The organism is Haladaptatus sp. CMSO5 (genome assembly GCF_036689885.1).
GTDB lineage: Archaea > Halobacteriota > Halobacteria > Halobacteriales > Halococcaceae > QDMS2.
In genome coordinates, this window is sequence record NZ_JBAHVW010000002.1 from 162,598 (window position 1) to 177,775 (window position 15,178).

The following is a 15,178-nucleotide window of genomic DNA, read 5'->3' on the forward strand; positions in this document are numbered from 1 at the left end:
GGGGGTGCTAGCATTTGTGGGGAGGTCGGATTACGCCGTTTGGACTTGCTTACTCACGTCATCACCAGGAATGTAGATGGTAACGCTAGACCCGTCCTTCCTGAAAAGTACGATATCGCTACCGAGCCCGCGTACACTCCAGATCACGAGCCACGGCCAGACGCGCGGCTCGCACAGAAGAGACAGCTCCCCTCGATTGAGCAGTGTGAGGACAGCGGAAACAGTGGTGTCAGACACACCCGAGACAACGGAAACAGTGGTGTTACCATGGTGTTAAGACGATTTGGAGAGTTGGAGAATATCACGAATGATGATGGAGGTATGTGGGGATATTCAGAAGGTTGCCCACCACCCACCATCGTTTCCGCTGTTGTATGGAGAGAGATTGCTCGAGATAATGAGAAGGTGTTGGGGGGACACACCCACCCCATTGTTTCCGCTGTCTTTGAGCGAGAGGAGGAGGGAGTGTGAGGAGTGCCTGTTGAAGTGGGTAGGAAAGCAGAACGATTTGACGAAGAAGCGGATAATATGACAGGTGGATTACAAAACAAACAACTAGTGTAGAGATTTAATTAGTTGTTAGTTCTCCACTACGGTTATGGTTGTACGACTTTTGTAATAAAACTATCGCTTGTCTAGGTCACGCGCTCTCTAACCCCCACCCACCAGTTTTTCTAAACAGCGGAAATAGTGGGGTGGGACTGTCTTTATTACAATCGAGACAAAGGAACTCGCGGTTTCTCCCTCTTTTATATTAAACCTGACAGCGGAAACAACGGAAACGCAACCCTCTGGGTTCTTTCTTCATCGTCTTTTCTCAGCACACCCTTCTCTCTCAATCCTCTTTGGCTATCGCACTCAGCTGCTCGAAACCCCTCACTTCAATCGCCAGTTCCCGTGGGTTGGCCAATTTGATCTCCTCAGTCAGAGCGCTCTACTCCCGACCGTATCTTACCAAACATTTCAAACCATCTCTCGCTATTGTTTGGTAAGATACGACCTCGCTTCTTTATTTCTTCAGGTAGGCTCAACATCTCGAAATTATCGCGTCCCTCATGACGATGAAACAGCGGAAATAGTGGTGTACATTCGCAAAGTCGACGTCATTCTCGGAAAATATGACTGATTAACAACGGAAATGGTGGTCTTTCTTCTTATATAACGTATGGAGCTTCGGAAACCACGGTGCCCAAGTAGTTAAATACAATTCAAACAACGGAAACAACGGACGCCCTAGTTTTATGTGCGCTGTGAGCGAATCGAGTGGCAACGTGACATCTTTCAGTTTCGAGCGGGACGATTCTCTTTACAAAAATCGCGATGCGCTCCTCGAAGAGTACACACCAGACGAGCTCGTCGGTCGCGATGAGGAGCTAGAAGAGTTCCACGCCGCGCTCCAACCGGTCATCAATGGCGAAGCCCCATCGAACATCTTTCTCTACGGCAAAAGTGGGGTTGGGAAGACAGCAGCGACTCGATTTTTACTCTCACAGCTGCGGGCTGACGTCGAAAAGTACGATGACGTCTCGCTCAATGTCATTGAGGTCAACTGTGACGGGCTCAACTCGAGCTACCAAGTCGCCATCCGACTCGTGAACACGCTTCGCGACCCGGCCAATCACATCAGCAACACAGGCTATCCCCAAGCGCAGGTCTACAGCTATCTCTGGGACGAACTCGACAGCCTCGGGGGAACAATTTTGCTCGTCTTAGACGAGGTTGACCACATCAAGGACAACTCCATTCTCTACCAAATTCCTCGCGCGCGCTCGAACGGCTATCTCACGAACTCCAGAATTGGCATTATCGGCATCAGTAACGACCTTTCGTTCCGCGATTCGCTCTCTGCGAAAGTGCGCTCGTCGCTCTGTGAAAAGGAAGTTTCGTTCCCACCCTACGACGCGAGCGAACTCCAGTCGGTGCTTCGCCAGCGCGAGCAGGTCGCGTTCCACCCTGAAGTGCTCTCCTCGGATGTTATCCCGCTTTGTGCGGCCTACGGCGCACAGGACGCGGGTGACGCACGCCAGGCACTCGACCTCCTGCTTGAAGCGGGCGACCTCGCGCGCAAAGACGGCGCGGAGAAAATCACCGTCCAACACGTCAAAGACGCACGCGAAAAGCTCGAACGCGACCGCATCGTCGATGGGGTCTCAGAACTCACCCAACACGCTCGACTTGTTCTCTACGCGCTTGCGACCCTTGATGCGGCGGGAGAAACGCCGGTTCGCTCTCGCCAACTCCGGCCGCGCTACGAGCAGTTTTGCAAGCAGATCAACTCAGAGCCGCTCACCAGCCGGCGGATGCGCGACCACCTCGCAGACCTCTCGATGCTCGGTATCGTCACTTCTATCGAGAAAAACGAGGGTATGTCGGGTGGGAAGTATCGCGAGCACTCGCTCAAACAGGATTTACAGGTCGTGCTCTCTGCGCTTTCTGACACTATTGAGTACGTTGGCACCCACGAGAGCATCAAACGCTACCACCAGCCCACGCTCGACGAGGCGTTTCGAAAGTAGCACTAATCGTCTCGTCTCACAACTCAATTTTCACTCGCTCTGTCGGTCAAGTCGTGTGAGACCAGTGACCAACACGGCAAGCATGAGGCTTGCTCCGACAATCACCACGAAACTGTTGGAACTCCCTTCGGCTACCATGTACTCGTAGGAAAGCCCCATCGCCCCCAGCGAAAAACATCGCTCAAAACAAGATACCGCCGGTTTGAAAATTTCGTCCCACCAGACGGAGTCATAGCATAGGCAATGGTGGCAATCGAAAAACATGTTCCGATGACAGGCGTCACTCTTTCAATTCTCTCGAAGCCGCCTTCAGTTTGTGAAGTAACACCACAATTTCCGCTGTTTTCGAGAGAATATGTTGGGGATGTTTCGTTGACCATTAGGTCGATCGGGTGTCTGGTCCAATCCACTCACAACCTTCTCTGAACAATATTTCCAAACTGTACAATCTATCCAAACTCTCAAAATGTGTATGGGGCATACATGGTTCGTCCTCTGGCTATGTGGCTGTACACCACTATTTCCGCTGTCTTGAGTCGTGTGATGTGTGGGTTCACTCCCGGCCGCGCTCGCGCGTCGAAGCGTACAAACTCGTTTGGCTAGCCAAACGACCCAAACTGGTTTGTACCCCTACTTAGCTGTCGCGTTACAGCAGGTCGACGTAGTCGTCGAGCGAGAGGGCGAAATCGCTGTTCGCCGGGAGTTCAACCCACGAAAATTCGAATTCAGCGCCGCTTTCTTCGCCGTCCCCGGTTACGGTGTGCGTCCAGCGGTCGCGGGGCTCGTGGACAGTCGTGTGGAAGAAGTGGCGGATGTAGCGCCGTGGCGGTGAGTTGCGGCGCGTCCAAACGTCGGTCGTCAGATGGCGCGTTTCGCTGATGGCGCCAAGCCCGCTTTCCTCGATGATTTCACGTAACACCGCCGTCCGCGGATTCTCGCCGGGTTCAATCGTCCCCTTTGGGATCTGTAACCCCTCGTGGCCAGGCCCCTCGAACACGAGCAACTCGTGGTCTCCCCGCGTGATGTACGCGCACGCCTTTTGGACGTATGACGGCTTTTGTACGCTCATTCTACAAAAACAAAGCTCGTATCCCACAAAAAGGTTTTCTGAAAGGGGTCTAGTGACGTATTAGGTATGCAATCGTCTTGTATCGTGGTCGGACGTGGCTGTCCGCCACACGAAGGATTCACACGGAAGCTCTCTTCACCTCCCCGGCGGTGTCGATGGCCCACATGAACGCGTTGGCCTTGACCTGGACGGTTCACTCGCTGTCCGACCGCCACTGAGTTGCCTCGCGACGCGGGCCAGAAACCCAAACCCTTGAGGTGGAGGAGTATTACGTCGAGCAATACAATCCTTACTTGAATGCGTCCTACACCCGCAGTGATTCTTGCGTGCCTGCGGGATTTCCCATCGAGAGTTGGCGCTCTCTTCGAATTGAACACAGCATCATGCAACGCAGAGGAGTCACCCACTTCACCCACCTCCGCCACAGAGCCCTCCGAACAAACCGGATCTGCGGACGTTTCCACTCAGTTTTCGCCCATCAACCCCGCGGCGCTCGAATCGCTTGCAGACGTGGTGACGCACGCGGGGTTGACGCCCGCTGAGTTCGTCACCAGCATCCTCGCTGATCACGGTGGCGAGCTACAACAGCAGGCGTTTGCCGACATGACGGCCTGGTCGTGTTCGACGGATAGCCGTCTGATCCAACAGCTCGAAGACGACGAAATTATCGTCCGCGTCCAGATTGGCAGAGAGAAGACGATGTATCTTCCAGAAGCCGCGCCGTCCGATGCGTTCTCGTGGGGCCAATAGCTCGCAGATGACCGACGGAACACGTGGGGGTTTTCCCGCGCTGATTCCTCGAGGGGGTGCCCGTCCTTTTTTCCTCGTTCTGAGTAACATTCAGATACCACGGTGACTCTTTCTGAAAATTTTCGCAGCCTCGCCCACATAGGCGAGACATGAATCTATTACGCAGGGGCGTCCTACTACAGGGTGTATCGTGTCTTCCTACGCAGACTCACTTGACTCGCGGACGTCCGACTCGTGGCTCGGTTCCATCGCTGAGAACCCCATCGTCCAGACCTTGGGAGCCATGCTCGTCGTCTCGACGCTCACGTGGACAAGCGTGCTCGTGGGGCTAAGCGGCCTGTTCATTCTCGCGCCTCCACTGTTGAACCCGCCGTGGGCGCTCGTTACGAGCGTCTACGCCCACGCGGGGCCGGGCCACCTGCTGTCAAACGCAATCATCATCGTTCTCGCGGGCAGCTTCGTCGCCTGGTCTACGACCCGGCTCAGATTCCACCTCTTTTTCATCACCACTGGCGCGGTTGCGGGCGTTGCACAGGTCTTGGTCGGTGGATTGTTTGGCCAGCCCACGGCCGTACTCGGCGCAAGCGGTGCGGCATTCGCCCTCGTTGGGTACGTCCTCGCGGGCAATCCTGCCTCCGCTGCCGCCTTCGCTCGACTTCGCGTCCCTCCGCGGGTGTTGTTGGTGGTCGTCGCCGTCGTGGCTGGCGCACTCACCATCGCCTTCAGCGCCCCCGGCAGCGCGCTCATTGTCCATCTCACAGGTGCGATTTTGGGCTTGGTCGCCGGTCGATTCCAGGTGCTCCGTGTTCCGTCTCAACGTCGGTAAGACTCGCATCTTCGATACGCGTTCCCTCATCGAACTTCTGAATTGTGCCATCTCAAACGGTGCTCGTACCGAGGGTCGGGTCTTCACGCCACCAACGCGTAGTATGCCCTGAGGATGCTTTCAGCCGTCTCAGTGCTCGCCGAGCGTGACCGGCTCTGCCGCCTCCCACTGTTCGGTGAACAACTCATTAGCCCACGTACGGACAACTGTGTCGTCGGTGTCGAGGGCGGCCTGCACCAGCCCTGAGTCATCGCGCAAAAAGAGGTGCACCGCTTCGTCTGCGATGGTTGCGGCGAGCGGGAGGTCGTCGTCGGTCATCCGGATTTCGACCCCCTCTGTAGCCATGAGGGCTTCGAGGCGCATCCGAAGCTGTGAGTCGTCTGCGAGCGCGTCGATGGCGCTCTTTGAGAACACGCCCTTGAACTGCTGGTCGCCCGCACCTGTCCGTTTCTGAACGACATCCAAACTCTGTTCGTTGAACGCATAGGAGACGATTCGCACGTCGGTGGCCTGCTGGAGCAGTGTGACGACACGTTTGACCGGCGCGTTCGGTCGCACCTGCGTTGGCATAGTAATCGTCGCCTCTGCGAGGTGGCTCAGGTCGAAGGTGAGCACGTCCGCTGGCAACCACCGAACGACTGGCCGGAGTTTCGCTTCAGTTTCAATGACCGAGAGCAGTTCGCCGAAGCCGTTTGCGACGAGGCGGCCGGTCGCCGTTGCCATGTAATCGCTGTTCTCGCGGGTAATCCAGTTTCGCTCCTCGAAGTCGCTCAGAATCCGGCTGAGCGTTGGTTGGGACGCGCCCGTTTTGGCGACCAGCTCGCGGCGCGTGTGCGGTTCAGTCGCGAGCAACGAGAGGATTCTGACCCGGTTTGGAGAAAGCGTGAGAAACTCGATTTCTTCGAGCGCCGATTCCATGGCTCTCCCTATTGCCCCGTCGCCCTTAGCAATTTCGCGGCGTGAAACAGTTTCACCGCGTGACAGCCCCTGCTCCACTCACTCGATTTCCTGCGATGAAATGATTTCTGAACCAACGTATGGCGCTTGCGTGCGTGTGGTCTACTACGTGCGTTCAATCACTCTCATTTCGGAACGGTCAGTTGCTGTCGAGAGCCCTGCGCTCGCGGGAGGGCCGCGCTGATGGGTCGTCGGAAAACCTTCAGCATGTTCATCCTCGTGAGCGTGTTCTTTGGCGGGACGTTTGTCGCCGCCAAAGCCGGACTTGCCTACTTCCCACCACTGCTGTTCGTCGCCTTTCGCTTCGACATCGCCGCAGTTGTGCTTGCTGCATACGCGTTTTCGGCCACCTCACGAGAGAACTTACTTCCGAGGACTCGCCGCGACGTGGTCGGCATTCTTGCAACCGGGCTGTTCGCAATCGGCCTCGCAAACGCCCTCCTGTTCGTTGGCCAGCAGTACGTTTCGAGCGGCGTCGGGTCGATTATCTTCAGTCTGAATCCGATGCTCACGCCGCTGTTCGCCGCCGGATTCCTCGCGGACGAACGCCTCTCTGCGCGCGGTGGTGCTGGCCTCCTTATTGGCCTGCTCGGTGTCGCGCTCGTGGTGCAGCCCGACCCAGCAAACCTCCTCGGTGGCGGTGGGCTTGGCAAGGCAATCATCTTCGGCGGGGCGGCGAGCGGCGCGCTCGGAACCGTCCTCGTCCGCTGGGCTGACACCGACCTCTCAAGTACCGCCCGCACCGCGTGGGCACTCCCCGTGAGTGCCGCGCTCACCCACGCTATGAGTGCCGCCAGCGGCGAGTCGCTCGCGGCGGTCACGTGGACGCCGACGGCACTTTTCGCCCTCGGTTACGTCGGTATCTTCGCCGGGGCCGTGGCGTACATCGCCTACTTTGGGTTACTTGACGACGTGGGAGCCATCCACGGAAACCTCGTGTTCTACGCCGTCCCCATCGTCGCCACGCTCCTCGGAGCCGTGTTCCTCGGAGAGTCGATCTCGTCGCTCACCCTCGCTGGATTCGCGACGATATTCACTGGCTTCGCGGTGCTCGGAAGCGCCTCGATTTCGACGAACCTCCGTGGGGTGCCCGGTACGCTTGCAGACCGGTGGCTTCCGAGCACCATTCGCTAAGCCTAGACCAGACGACCGCCAGTTCACACCTATTTCTCACAGCCAATCTAGCAAATCTACCAAAACCGTCCAAACTACCTAAACCATCCAATCTGTCTGAGCTGTGTTCCAGCCGCGAGGGCTGTCTGCGTGTGTGGATTTCGCAACACTGTGTGAGCGCGACTGTGTTCGGTGACACTCGACTTACCCTCAAAATGAGTACAGTAGGAACTCCGTAGCAACTTCGTTGTGTGGCGCGGTCAAAACTGTTCGGGTAGTCTCCCAGTTCCCTCGCCGTGGGAGGAAACCGAGTGACTGGATTCGTGGCTGCGTTCGTCAGTCGTGCCGTTCGACGAGTTCGACCTGCAAGCCGCCGGTGTATCGTTCTTCGACGAAGATTATCTCCGAGTTTCCCGCCCCGGCCATTGGCTCGTCACTTTTGAACTCGACGCCCGCGTCTCGAAGCGCGACCACCGCTTGCGCGATGTCCGGGACGCGGTAGGCGACGTGTTGGATGCCCGGGCCGTGGGTTTCGAGAAACGTTTTCACGTTCCCCGGCCCCGTCGGCTCGAGAAACTCGACGTACACGCCGTCGATGTCGAGGAACACGGCGCGGATGTTGTACTCGTCTAGCGTCTCGTCTATCACAACGGAGACGCCCGCGTGTTCGTAGAACGCCGCCGCGCCGTCTGCATCCCACACGGGTATTCCGAGGTGGTCAATCTGGGTGAACTCTACGGCTGCCATCGCGTTAGCTCAGGTTTTCGCTCGCGGCGCGAATCGTGTCGAATTCGAGCAGCGCCTTCTCTTGGCCGCCGTCGACTTCGACCACTGCACCGTTTACGAAGCTCGCTGGCTCGGAGGCGAGGAACGCAACGACGTTTGCAACCTCTTCTGGCGTGCAGATGCGGCCGAGTGGAATCGAGTTCTCTGCAACCTGCATCGCCTCGTCGAAGGTCAGCTCTTGTTCGTCGGCCATAATCTCGACGAGGTAGTCCCAACGCTCGGTGGCGACGGGGCCGGGGTTGACGGCGTTTACGCGAACGCCTTTCCGCCCGTACTGCTTCGAGAGCGCGAGCGTCATGTTGATGTCCGCGGCGTTCGCCGCACCGGGGGCGAGTTCGCCGGGACTCGGCTTTGAGCCGTCGTTCCCGATGAGGTTGACGAGGTTGCCGCCGCTTTCGACCAGATACGGCATGGCCTCTGTTGCGCCACGGACGTGGCCCATCAACTTGAGGTCGAGTGCTTGGTACCAGTCGTCCTCGTCGAGATTTTCTAGTTCGCCACCGGGGGCGCTCCCCGCGTTGTTGACGAAGATATCGATGCCCTCGAAGTGCTCTGCTGCCTCTTTGACGAACGCGGCTGCGTCTTCGCGCTTCGTCAAGTCAGCGGTTATCGGGAGACACTCGATTCCGAATTCCTCTTCTAAGTCGGCTGCGGCCTCTTCGAGCGGGCCAGCTCGCCGCGCACAAATGGCGAGATTCGCTCCTTCCGAGGCGAGATTTCGCGCAATCGCGTTCCCGATACCTTTGCTTCCGCCTGTAACAACTGCAGTCTTTCCAGCAATGCCTAGCTCCATATGGCTAACACGGATTGACCATATTCGCTATCGTATATAAAACGTCATGCTATGTGATGCCAATATGGTATGTTTTGGTGTCGAAGAAAAGCCGCGCTGTCGCTCATTCTGGGCGAATGAGGGGTGGTTTCGTTTCGAATGTATCAGTCGCCTGATGCTGAAGACTCGATTGTCGTATCCTCGACCTGCGCCGCGGCATCGAGGATGGAGTCGTAAATCTTGGTGTAGCCCGTACACCGACAGAGGTTGCCTTTGATACCTTCTTGAATCTCTGTTCGCGTGGGGTTTGGGTTCTCCTCTAACAGGGCAACTGCAGCCATCGCCATCCCCGGCGTACAGTAGCCACACTGCATCCCGAAGTTGTCGATGAACCCCTGTTGGACCGGATGAAGGTCGTCGTCATCGCCGGCGTGTTTGGCCAGCCCTTCGATGGTGACGACGGTGCTCTCTGCGGCCTGCCCCGCGAGGCGCTGACAGGATTTGGTTGCCTTTCCATCGACCAAGACGGTACACGCGCCGCACTTACCTGTTTCACAGCCGCGTTTCGTGCCTTTCAGTTCGAGGCCATCGCGCAGCAGCTCTGAGAGCGGTGCCATCGGCCGTGCCTCTACGACCTCGTCGGTTCCGTTGACAGTGAGTGGTACTTTCATCAGTTCTCCGTTGCCCGCTCGATGGCGGTACGAATCGTTTTTCTCGTGAGGTTGGTCGCGATGCGGTTCTTGTACTCGACAGAGCCGTGGGCCTCGGGAACGGGTTCGGTGAACTCACCGACGCGGTCTGCGACCGCCTGCTGGTGGGATTCATCGCTGGGGTCGCTCCCGACGAGTTCGGCTTCGAGTTCCGTGAGCCGAAGCGGGGTTGGCCCCATCGCACCGACCGCGATGCGTGCGGCTTCGATTTCGCTTCCGGTCTCATCGACGGTCACGCTCGCGGCGACGTTCACGAGCGACATATCGCCGCGTCGCCACGCGAACTTCTCGAAGGCGACGCCCGTGTTCGCAGACGGCTTTGGAACGCGAACGCCGATGACGATTTCGTGCGGTTCGAGCACGGTGAAGTACTGGCCGAGGTAGAACTCGTCGATGGGCACTTCCTTCGTCTCGGTGCCATCCGTGTACTGCACCCCCGCATCCAGTACAATCATCGTCGGCGGGTAGTCGAGTGAGGGGTCTGCGTGGGCGACTGACCCGCCGATGGTTCCCCAGTTTCGTACCTGCTTGTCTCCGATTTCTTTTGCCGTCTCCGGGAGCGCGCGATACGGCGTCTCCCAGAGGTCTGCCTCGATGAGGTCGCGGTGAGTCGCAAGCCCACCCAACTGGAGGCCGTCGTCCGTGACGGCGATGTCGGTGTGGTCGTCGATGCCCGAAATATCGACGATGACGTCGCGGTCTATCAGCCCCTGTCGAATCAGCGGCATGAGGCTTTGCCCTCCTGAGATGAGCGCGGCGTTGCGCTCTTCTAGGAGTGTGACGGCCTCCTCGATAGATGACGCTCGATGGAACTCACCCTCCTCGGTCAGCTCTGTTGCCATTCTACACTCGGCTTTCGAGTGGAGTCACATAAGTCTATGCGAACGCGGCACACACGACAATTCCTGACACTGCACACGCGGAGGCGACCCCTCCTGGTGATCTCATCCAGTTGTTACACGGCGCGAGCGTCACGATGTGTGACACCACTCCCGTCGCGTGTCGGCGCGACAACTGGTTTGTCGGTTCGTACCAAACATTATATGGCGTACCATTCAATACGCGGTTGGTATGAGTCAACAAGAGCCAGTGGCCAGTCACCGTGAGGACTCCACAAATCTCGATACGAAGGTGGTCGGTTCCTCACGGCAACGCCTCGACGCCGTCAGTAAAATCGTCGGCGAGGCCGAGTACACCTACGATATTGACCTCCCGCGGATGTTACACGTCGAGACGGTCAAAAGCCCACATGCCCACGCACGGATTCTCGATATCGACACGAGTGCGGCAGAAGAGATGAACGGCGTCCACGCGGTCGTCACGGGCGATGACGTACCTGACGGGCGCTACGGTGCGGGCATTCTCGATGAATCTATCCTCCCGAAAGAGAAGGTTCGGTTCGTGGGTGAGGCCGTCGTCGCCGTCGCCGCAGAGAGCGAAGAGCTCGCGCGAAAGGCCACTGACGCGGTGGATATTGAATACGAGAAACTCCCTGCTGTCTTTGATACGCGAGAAGCACTGTCTGAAGACCCACCCTCAGTCGTTCACGAAGGACTCGGAGAATACGAACAGACGGGCGTGCTCGAACCACGGCTCGACCCCGAGCGGCCGAACCTCCACGCGAACCACCGGATTCGCACCGGCGACATCGACGCTGGCTTCGACGAAGCAGACCACATCTACGAAGGTTCGTTTTCGACGGGGATGATGCACCACGTCCAGATGGAACCGCACGTCACCGTCGCGAAGTGGACGACCGACGGCGAACTCCGCGTCTGGACCTCGACGAACACGACCTACCGCGTGAAGAACATGCTCGCAACCGCGTTCGACGTGCCCTCTTCGAAGGTGCACCTGAAGGTGCCCTACGTCGGCGGAAGCTTCGGCGGAAAAGAGGGCGTCACCGAGCCGATTGCGGCCGCCGTGGCCCAACACACCGACGGGCGGCCGGTCAAACTCGCCTTCTCCCGACAAGACCAGTTCATCGAGGGCACCTACCGCACGCCGTTCGAAATCGACCTGAAAATCGGCGTCACCGACGACCAGCGCCTCGTGGCGATGGAAACCCAAGCCTACCTCGGCGGCGGTGCCTACGCCGGTACGGGCTTCCTCGTCACGCGCAACTGTGGGTTCGCTGCGGTCGGGACCTACGACATCCCCCACCTGAAATTCGACTCCTATGGGGTGTACACCAACCTGCCCGTCGCGGGGTCGTTCCGCGGCTTCGGGAACTCACAGCTCATTTTCGCCATCGAATCGCTGGTCGAAGACGCCATCATGGACCAGGGCTGGGACCCGGTCGAATTCCGCGAGAAAAATACGATGGAGTCCGGCGACGTGAACCCGGCGGGAGAACAGATGAAGAGCATGGGCGCGAAAGAGTGCCTGCGCCGCGCGGCAGCGGCAGTCGAGATGGACGGCGCAGAAAGCGACGACGACGAGTGGATTCGCGGCGTCGGCCTCGCACAGGGGAGCAAGTACAGCATGGCGCCAACCGCTTCAAGCGCGTTCGTCAAGGTACACGAAGACGGGCGCATCGAGGTGCGCACCACCGCAGAGGAGATCGGCACCGGTTCGATGACCGTGCTCGCCCAGATCGCCGCAGAGGAGTTCGGCGTTGACTTAGACGACGTGCGCGTGCTCAAGGGCGACACGGAGGTTACGCCCTACGACGACGGTTCGATTTCGAGTCGGCTCACATTCAACACGGGCAACGCGGTGCGAAAGGCCTGTATCGACGCCAAAGAGCAACTCTACGAACACGCCGCCGTCAAACTCGACGCCGAACCCGAGAATTTGGAGACCGACGGCGGGTTGGTGTACGTTGAAGGCGACCGTGACAACGGAATCACCTTCGACCAACTGTTCGAGCCGACGGTGTTCGGCGGCGGTGGCTTCCTGATGGAGGGCGGCGAGATTCTCGGGAAGGCGACGTGGCACTCGCCGGTCGAGAACGTTGACCCCGAGACGGGCCATGGCGACCGACTCACCGCCTTCTACACTCACGGCGCACAGGCTTGTGACTTAGAAATCAACCGCTACACCGGCGAGGTGCGCTTCAACCAGTTCGCCTCGGTGTACGACGTGGGCCGCGCGCTCAACCCGAAGATGGTCGAAGGACAGCTCGAAGGCGGCATTAGTATGGGCATTGGCTCGACGCTCTACGAGGAGTTAACTCACGACAACGGCCGCTTCGAGAACGCGAACCTGCTCGACTACAAGGTGCCGTTCTCGACCGAGCACCCGCTTGAGGTGCACACTGAAATCGTTGAAACACACGACGAAGAAGGTCCTTACGGCGCGAAAGGCGTCGGTGAAGCCGTCCTCATCCCGAGTGCGGCCGCCATTGGCAACGCTATCAAAGACGCGACCGGCGTGCGACTGACGCACATCCCGTTCACGCCAGAAGAGATTCTGAAGGCGGTCGATTCGGACAACGACGCCTGAGCGGTCACGACTTTTAGCGCGATCGCTGCTTTCCTACGAATTTTCGAAAAATCGAGGCCGATTAGACTTCGGCTTTCGGCGTGCCGAGTGCTTCTTGGATGTTGTTTACGGTCTTTGTCGTCTGGCGCTGGCCGACGCTTTTGACGATGCGACTGCCCATGTTCATCACCCGGCCGGTCACGTCCACGGCGTTCACGTACTTGATGTCCGTCCCGCCATCCTCGCGTTCGCTCATCCACATCTCGCCGGTGGCTTCCATCCGACTATCGCCTTCCGAGGCGTCGCCAGTCAGGTGGACTTTCAGATACTCCTCTTCTTCTTGCTCTGCAATCTCGACGTTCGTGTCGAACGTCGCCGAGATGTACGAAATCGAGATGCCGATTGTTGCGGTGTACGTTTCGTCGTCGATGACGGTCACGTCTTGGCAGTTTGGAATGCACGAACCGAGTTGGTCTGGGTCGAGCAGGAACTCCCACGTTTCTTCAGGGCTTGCTGCTACGCTGAACTCTCCCTCGAACTTCATACTGAGAACCACTCTCTAGCATTCACTTAATTCTTCGCCTCCCCGCTGTGAGCGGATTGTCAGGTTCGCACACCCCCGGATACACTCAAACTTCTGACAATAAAACACACGCCCTTAGGGCGTGTTTTCATATCACAATTTAGAACAAAAATCGGTTGCGCTTACAACCTATCGAGGTCTGGTAACAACTCCGCACGAATATCGTTTAGGTGTTTCGTTGTTCGCCGTACTTGCGAGACGTGGCTCGGGTCGACCTCTGCAACGAGCGTGTCTGGCTCCGGACCGAGCCTCCCAAGCTCCTCGCCGGTCGGGTCTGCGACCATCGACGCGCCAAAGTGCGTGCTGCCGCCTTCCGTCCCCGCCCGATTCACGCCCGCGACGTAGACGGAGTTCGAGACGGCCATCGCCCTCAGTTCGGCGCTCCAGACCGCATCGCGGTTCTCCTCGCCAAAACTGCACGTCGGCACGAACACGATGTCCGCCCCCCGCAGCGCTTGTACCCGCGCAATCTCGGGGAAGTGGCGGTCGTAGCAAATCATGACGCCGACCGACAGTCCTGCCACTTCGAACACGGGTGCGCCGAGGTCGCCCGGCGAGAAGTAGTATGTCTCGTTGTAGCCCGGTCGCTGGAACGGGTGGAGCTTTCGATACTTGCCGACAATCTCACCAGCCTTGCTCACCACCAGCGCCGTGTTGTAATAGCGGCCGCCGGGGTGACCCTTCTCGAAGATGGGGAGAATGAGTGCCGTCTCGATTTCGGCTGCCACCTCACAGAGCGTCTCAACGAGCGGACTCTCCTCAGTTACGGCGAAGTCGAACGACTCCGGATCCTGCTCCTTCGGGAAGTATGGCGTCGCAAAATACTCCGGGAGGCAGGCGAGGTCTACGTCTGCGACATTGGCTCTGAGTACCTCGCTTGCACGCGCGACGTTTGCTTCGGGCGTCGCATCCGGCCCGGCTTCGAACTGCACGGTGGCAACGCGCACCATCTCACTCCTCGTCGAGGACGACGAACACTCGCGCGGGTGCGCCGTCGCCGTTTTTGAGCCGCATTGGAATCACCCACGTCGTGAACTCGTCTGGGAGTCCGTCGCAGTTGACGACGTTCTCGACGATGACTTTGTCCGCCTCCAGTAAGGTGTAGTGGTTGCGGTACCCCTCGTCGCCGGGGTCGATGGCGGCGTCGGTGATGAGTCCGCGGGCACCTGTCTCCACGACGTACTCTGCGATGTCTTCTGCGTAGTACGGGTTGTTGCCGTAGAACTCGGGCGTGTTCACGTGTTTGTCCGACCACCCGGTGTGAACGAACAGGAACTCACCCTCTTCGACGGGCGACGGCAGGCGCTCTTTTACCTGTTCTAAGGTAATCTCGGCGTTCGGCTCTGCAATGTCGCGCACGTCGGCTCGCTTGGTCGGCCGGATGGTCTCTTCGAGGTCGATGTCACCGATTTTCCGCCCGTCTGCGTCGAAGTGGTAGGGCGAGTCCATGTGCGTCCCGATGTGGGTGGTCGTCGCCATGAAGTCGCTCTCGTAGTTCGACTCCTCGTGGCGGACGACCCGCCCTTGTCTGAACGTCGGGAGTTTCGGTGGGACACTCGTCTCTTCGTCGACTGCGATGGAAAGGTCTCGTATCCGCATACGACTCTCACTCTGTGGGTTGGGCACATATAGCTTGGTGCCTGAACTGACAATTGGCGATAGCTTAATGC

The 15,178-nt window shown here is 58.5% G+C and carries 16 protein-coding genes; 6 read left to right on the plus strand and 10 right to left on the minus strand.

Annotation, left to right across the window (positions count from 1 at the left end):
- The first annotated feature begins 39 nt into the window (after positions 1 to 39).
- Positions 40 to 471, plus strand: a complete 432-nt coding sequence (locus tag V5N12_RS16135) for a hypothetical protein (protein WP_332900255.1) — start codon at positions 40 to 42, stop codon at positions 469 to 471.
- A gap of 770 nt (positions 472 to 1,241) precedes the next feature.
- Positions 1,242 to 2,516, plus strand: a complete 1,275-nt coding sequence (locus tag V5N12_RS16140; RefSeq protein ID WP_442904987.1) for an orc1/cdc6 family replication initiation protein — start codon at positions 1,242 to 1,244, stop codon at positions 2,514 to 2,516.
- 30 nt (positions 2,517 to 2,546) lie between these two features.
- Here the strand turns inward: V5N12_RS16140 and V5N12_RS16145 are convergent, their stop codons facing one another.
- Entirely contained in the window at positions 2,547 to 2,675 is a 129-nt protein-coding gene (locus tag V5N12_RS16145) for a hypothetical protein (protein WP_332900257.1), read from the minus strand.
- A gap of 487 nt (positions 2,676 to 3,162) precedes the next feature.
- On the minus strand, positions 3,163 to 3,585 hold the full coding sequence (locus V5N12_RS16150; protein WP_332900258.1) for an NUDIX hydrolase: 423 nt from the start codon (positions 3,583 to 3,585) through the stop codon (positions 3,163 to 3,165).
- A 369-nt stretch (positions 3,586 to 3,954) separates the two neighbouring features.
- Between V5N12_RS16150 and V5N12_RS16155 the strand changes: the two genes are divergently transcribed.
- Complete coding sequence (locus V5N12_RS16155; protein WP_332900259.1) at positions 3,955 to 4,335, plus strand: helix-turn-helix transcriptional regulator; 381 nt, start codon at positions 3,955 to 3,957, stop codon at positions 4,333 to 4,335.
- Between the two features lie 190 nt (positions 4,336 to 4,525).
- Entirely contained in the window at positions 4,526 to 5,161 is a 636-nt protein-coding gene (locus V5N12_RS16160; protein ID WP_332900260.1) for a rhomboid family intramembrane serine protease, read from the plus strand.
- A 129-nt stretch (positions 5,162 to 5,290) separates the two neighbouring features.
- Here the strand turns inward: V5N12_RS16160 and V5N12_RS16165 are convergent, their stop codons facing one another.
- The gene (locus V5N12_RS16165) at positions 5,291 to 6,079 is read right to left on the minus strand and encodes a helix-turn-helix transcriptional regulator (RefSeq protein WP_332900261.1); all 789 of its coding nucleotides are present in this window, start codon (positions 6,077 to 6,079) and stop codon (positions 5,291 to 5,293) included.
- Between the two features lie 222 nt (positions 6,080 to 6,301).
- Between V5N12_RS16165 and V5N12_RS16170 the strand changes: the two genes are divergently transcribed.
- On the plus strand, positions 6,302 to 7,252 hold the full coding sequence (locus V5N12_RS16170) for a DMT family transporter (RefSeq protein WP_332900262.1): 951 nt from the start codon (positions 6,302 to 6,304) through the stop codon (positions 7,250 to 7,252).
- A gap of 315 nt (positions 7,253 to 7,567) precedes the next feature.
- On the opposite strand, the gene V5N12_RS16175 is transcribed toward V5N12_RS16170, so the two are convergent.
- The 4 genes from V5N12_RS16175 to V5N12_RS16190 all read right to left on the minus strand — a co-directional run bounded on the left by V5N12_RS16175 (position 7,568) and on the right by V5N12_RS16190 (position 10,341).
- Positions 7,568 to 7,978: a VOC family protein gene (locus V5N12_RS16175; RefSeq protein ID WP_332900263.1), complete on the minus strand. Its 411-nt coding sequence runs from the start codon at positions 7,976 to 7,978 to the stop codon at positions 7,568 to 7,570.
- A 4-nt stretch (positions 7,979 to 7,982) separates the two neighbouring features.
- The gene (locus tag V5N12_RS16180) at positions 7,983 to 8,810 is read right to left on the minus strand and encodes an SDR family oxidoreductase (protein ID WP_332900264.1); all 828 of its coding nucleotides are present in this window, start codon (positions 8,808 to 8,810) and stop codon (positions 7,983 to 7,985) included.
- Between the two features lie 143 nt (positions 8,811 to 8,953).
- The gene (locus V5N12_RS16185; protein ID WP_332900265.1) at positions 8,954 to 9,460 is read right to left on the minus strand and encodes a (2Fe-2S)-binding protein; all 507 of its coding nucleotides are present in this window, start codon (positions 9,458 to 9,460) and stop codon (positions 8,954 to 8,956) included.
- Entirely contained in the window at positions 9,460 to 10,341 is an 882-nt protein-coding gene (locus tag V5N12_RS16190; protein WP_332900266.1) for an FAD binding domain-containing protein, read from the minus strand. The genes V5N12_RS16185 and V5N12_RS16190 overlap by 1 nt, the downstream gene beginning before the upstream one ends.
- Before the next feature lie 229 nt (positions 10,342 to 10,570).
- Here V5N12_RS16190 and V5N12_RS16195 point away from each other — a divergent pair, with 229 nt between their 5' ends.
- Entirely contained in the window at positions 10,571 to 12,946 is a 2,376-nt protein-coding gene (locus tag V5N12_RS16195) for a xanthine dehydrogenase family protein molybdopterin-binding subunit (protein WP_332900267.1), read from the plus strand.
- Between the two features lie 61 nt (positions 12,947 to 13,007).
- Here V5N12_RS16195 and V5N12_RS16200 read toward each other — a convergent pair whose 3' ends face one another.
- The 3 genes from V5N12_RS16200 to V5N12_RS16210 all read right to left on the minus strand — a co-directional run bounded on the left by V5N12_RS16200 (position 13,008) and on the right by V5N12_RS16210 (position 15,107).
- On the minus strand, positions 13,008 to 13,469 hold the full coding sequence (locus tag V5N12_RS16200; RefSeq protein WP_332900268.1) for a CoxG family protein: 462 nt from the start codon (positions 13,467 to 13,469) through the stop codon (positions 13,008 to 13,010).
- Between the two features lie 161 nt (positions 13,470 to 13,630).
- Positions 13,631 to 14,458 (minus strand): carbon-nitrogen hydrolase family protein, encoded by an 828-nt coding sequence (locus tag V5N12_RS16205; protein ID WP_332900269.1) that lies wholly within the window; start codon positions 14,456 to 14,458, stop codon positions 13,631 to 13,633.
- Between the two features lies 1 nt (position 14,459).
- A complete protein-coding gene (locus tag V5N12_RS16210; protein WP_332900270.1) occupies positions 14,460 to 15,107 on the minus strand; it encodes a cyclase family protein in 648 nt (215 codons plus the stop codon).
- Positions 15,108 to 15,178: the final 71 nt, after the last annotated feature.

What these genes read in the sequence shown, in the direction of transcription:
- V5N12_RS16140 (WP_442904987.1), top strand. Translation starts at nt 1,242, where the DNA reads ATGTGCGCTGTGAGCGAATCGAGTGGCAACGTGACATCTTTCAGTTTC.
- V5N12_RS16145 (WP_332900257.1), bottom strand. Translation starts at nt 2,675, where the DNA reads ATGGGGCTTTCCTACGAGTACATGGTAGCCGAAGGGAGTTCCAACAGT.
- V5N12_RS16150 (WP_332900258.1), bottom strand. Translation starts at nt 3,585, where the DNA reads ATGAGCGTACAAAAGCCGTCATACGTCCAAAAGGCGTGCGCGTACATC.
- V5N12_RS16165 (WP_332900261.1), bottom strand. Translation starts at nt 6,079, where the DNA reads ATGGAATCGGCGCTCGAAGAAATCGAGTTTCTCACGCTTTCTCCAAAC.
- V5N12_RS16170 (WP_332900262.1), top strand. Translation starts at nt 6,302, where the DNA reads ATGGGTCGTCGGAAAACCTTCAGCATGTTCATCCTCGTGAGCGTGTTC.
- V5N12_RS16175 (WP_332900263.1), bottom strand. Translation starts at nt 7,978, where the DNA reads ATGGCAGCCGTAGAGTTCACCCAGATTGACCACCTCGGAATACCCGTG.
- V5N12_RS16180 (WP_332900264.1), bottom strand. Translation starts at nt 8,810, where the DNA reads ATGGAGCTAGGCATTGCTGGAAAGACTGCAGTTGTTACAGGCGGAAGC.
- V5N12_RS16185 (WP_332900265.1), bottom strand. Translation starts at nt 9,460, where the DNA reads ATGAAAGTACCACTCACTGTCAACGGAACCGACGAGGTCGTAGAGGCA.
- V5N12_RS16190 (WP_332900266.1), bottom strand. Translation starts at nt 10,341, where the DNA reads ATGGCAACAGAGCTGACCGAGGAGGGTGAGTTCCATCGAGCGTCATCT.
- V5N12_RS16195 (WP_332900267.1), top strand. Translation starts at nt 10,571, where the DNA reads ATGAGTCAACAAGAGCCAGTGGCCAGTCACCGTGAGGACTCCACAAAT.
- V5N12_RS16200 (WP_332900268.1), bottom strand. Translation starts at nt 13,469, where the DNA reads ATGAAGTTCGAGGGAGAGTTCAGCGTAGCAGCAAGCCCTGAAGAAACG.
- V5N12_RS16205 (WP_332900269.1), bottom strand. Translation starts at nt 14,458, where the DNA reads ATGGTGCGCGTTGCCACCGTGCAGTTCGAAGCCGGGCCGGATGCGACG.
- V5N12_RS16210 (WP_332900270.1), bottom strand. Translation starts at nt 15,107, where the DNA reads ATGCGGATACGAGACCTTTCCATCGCAGTCGACGAAGAGACGAGTGTC.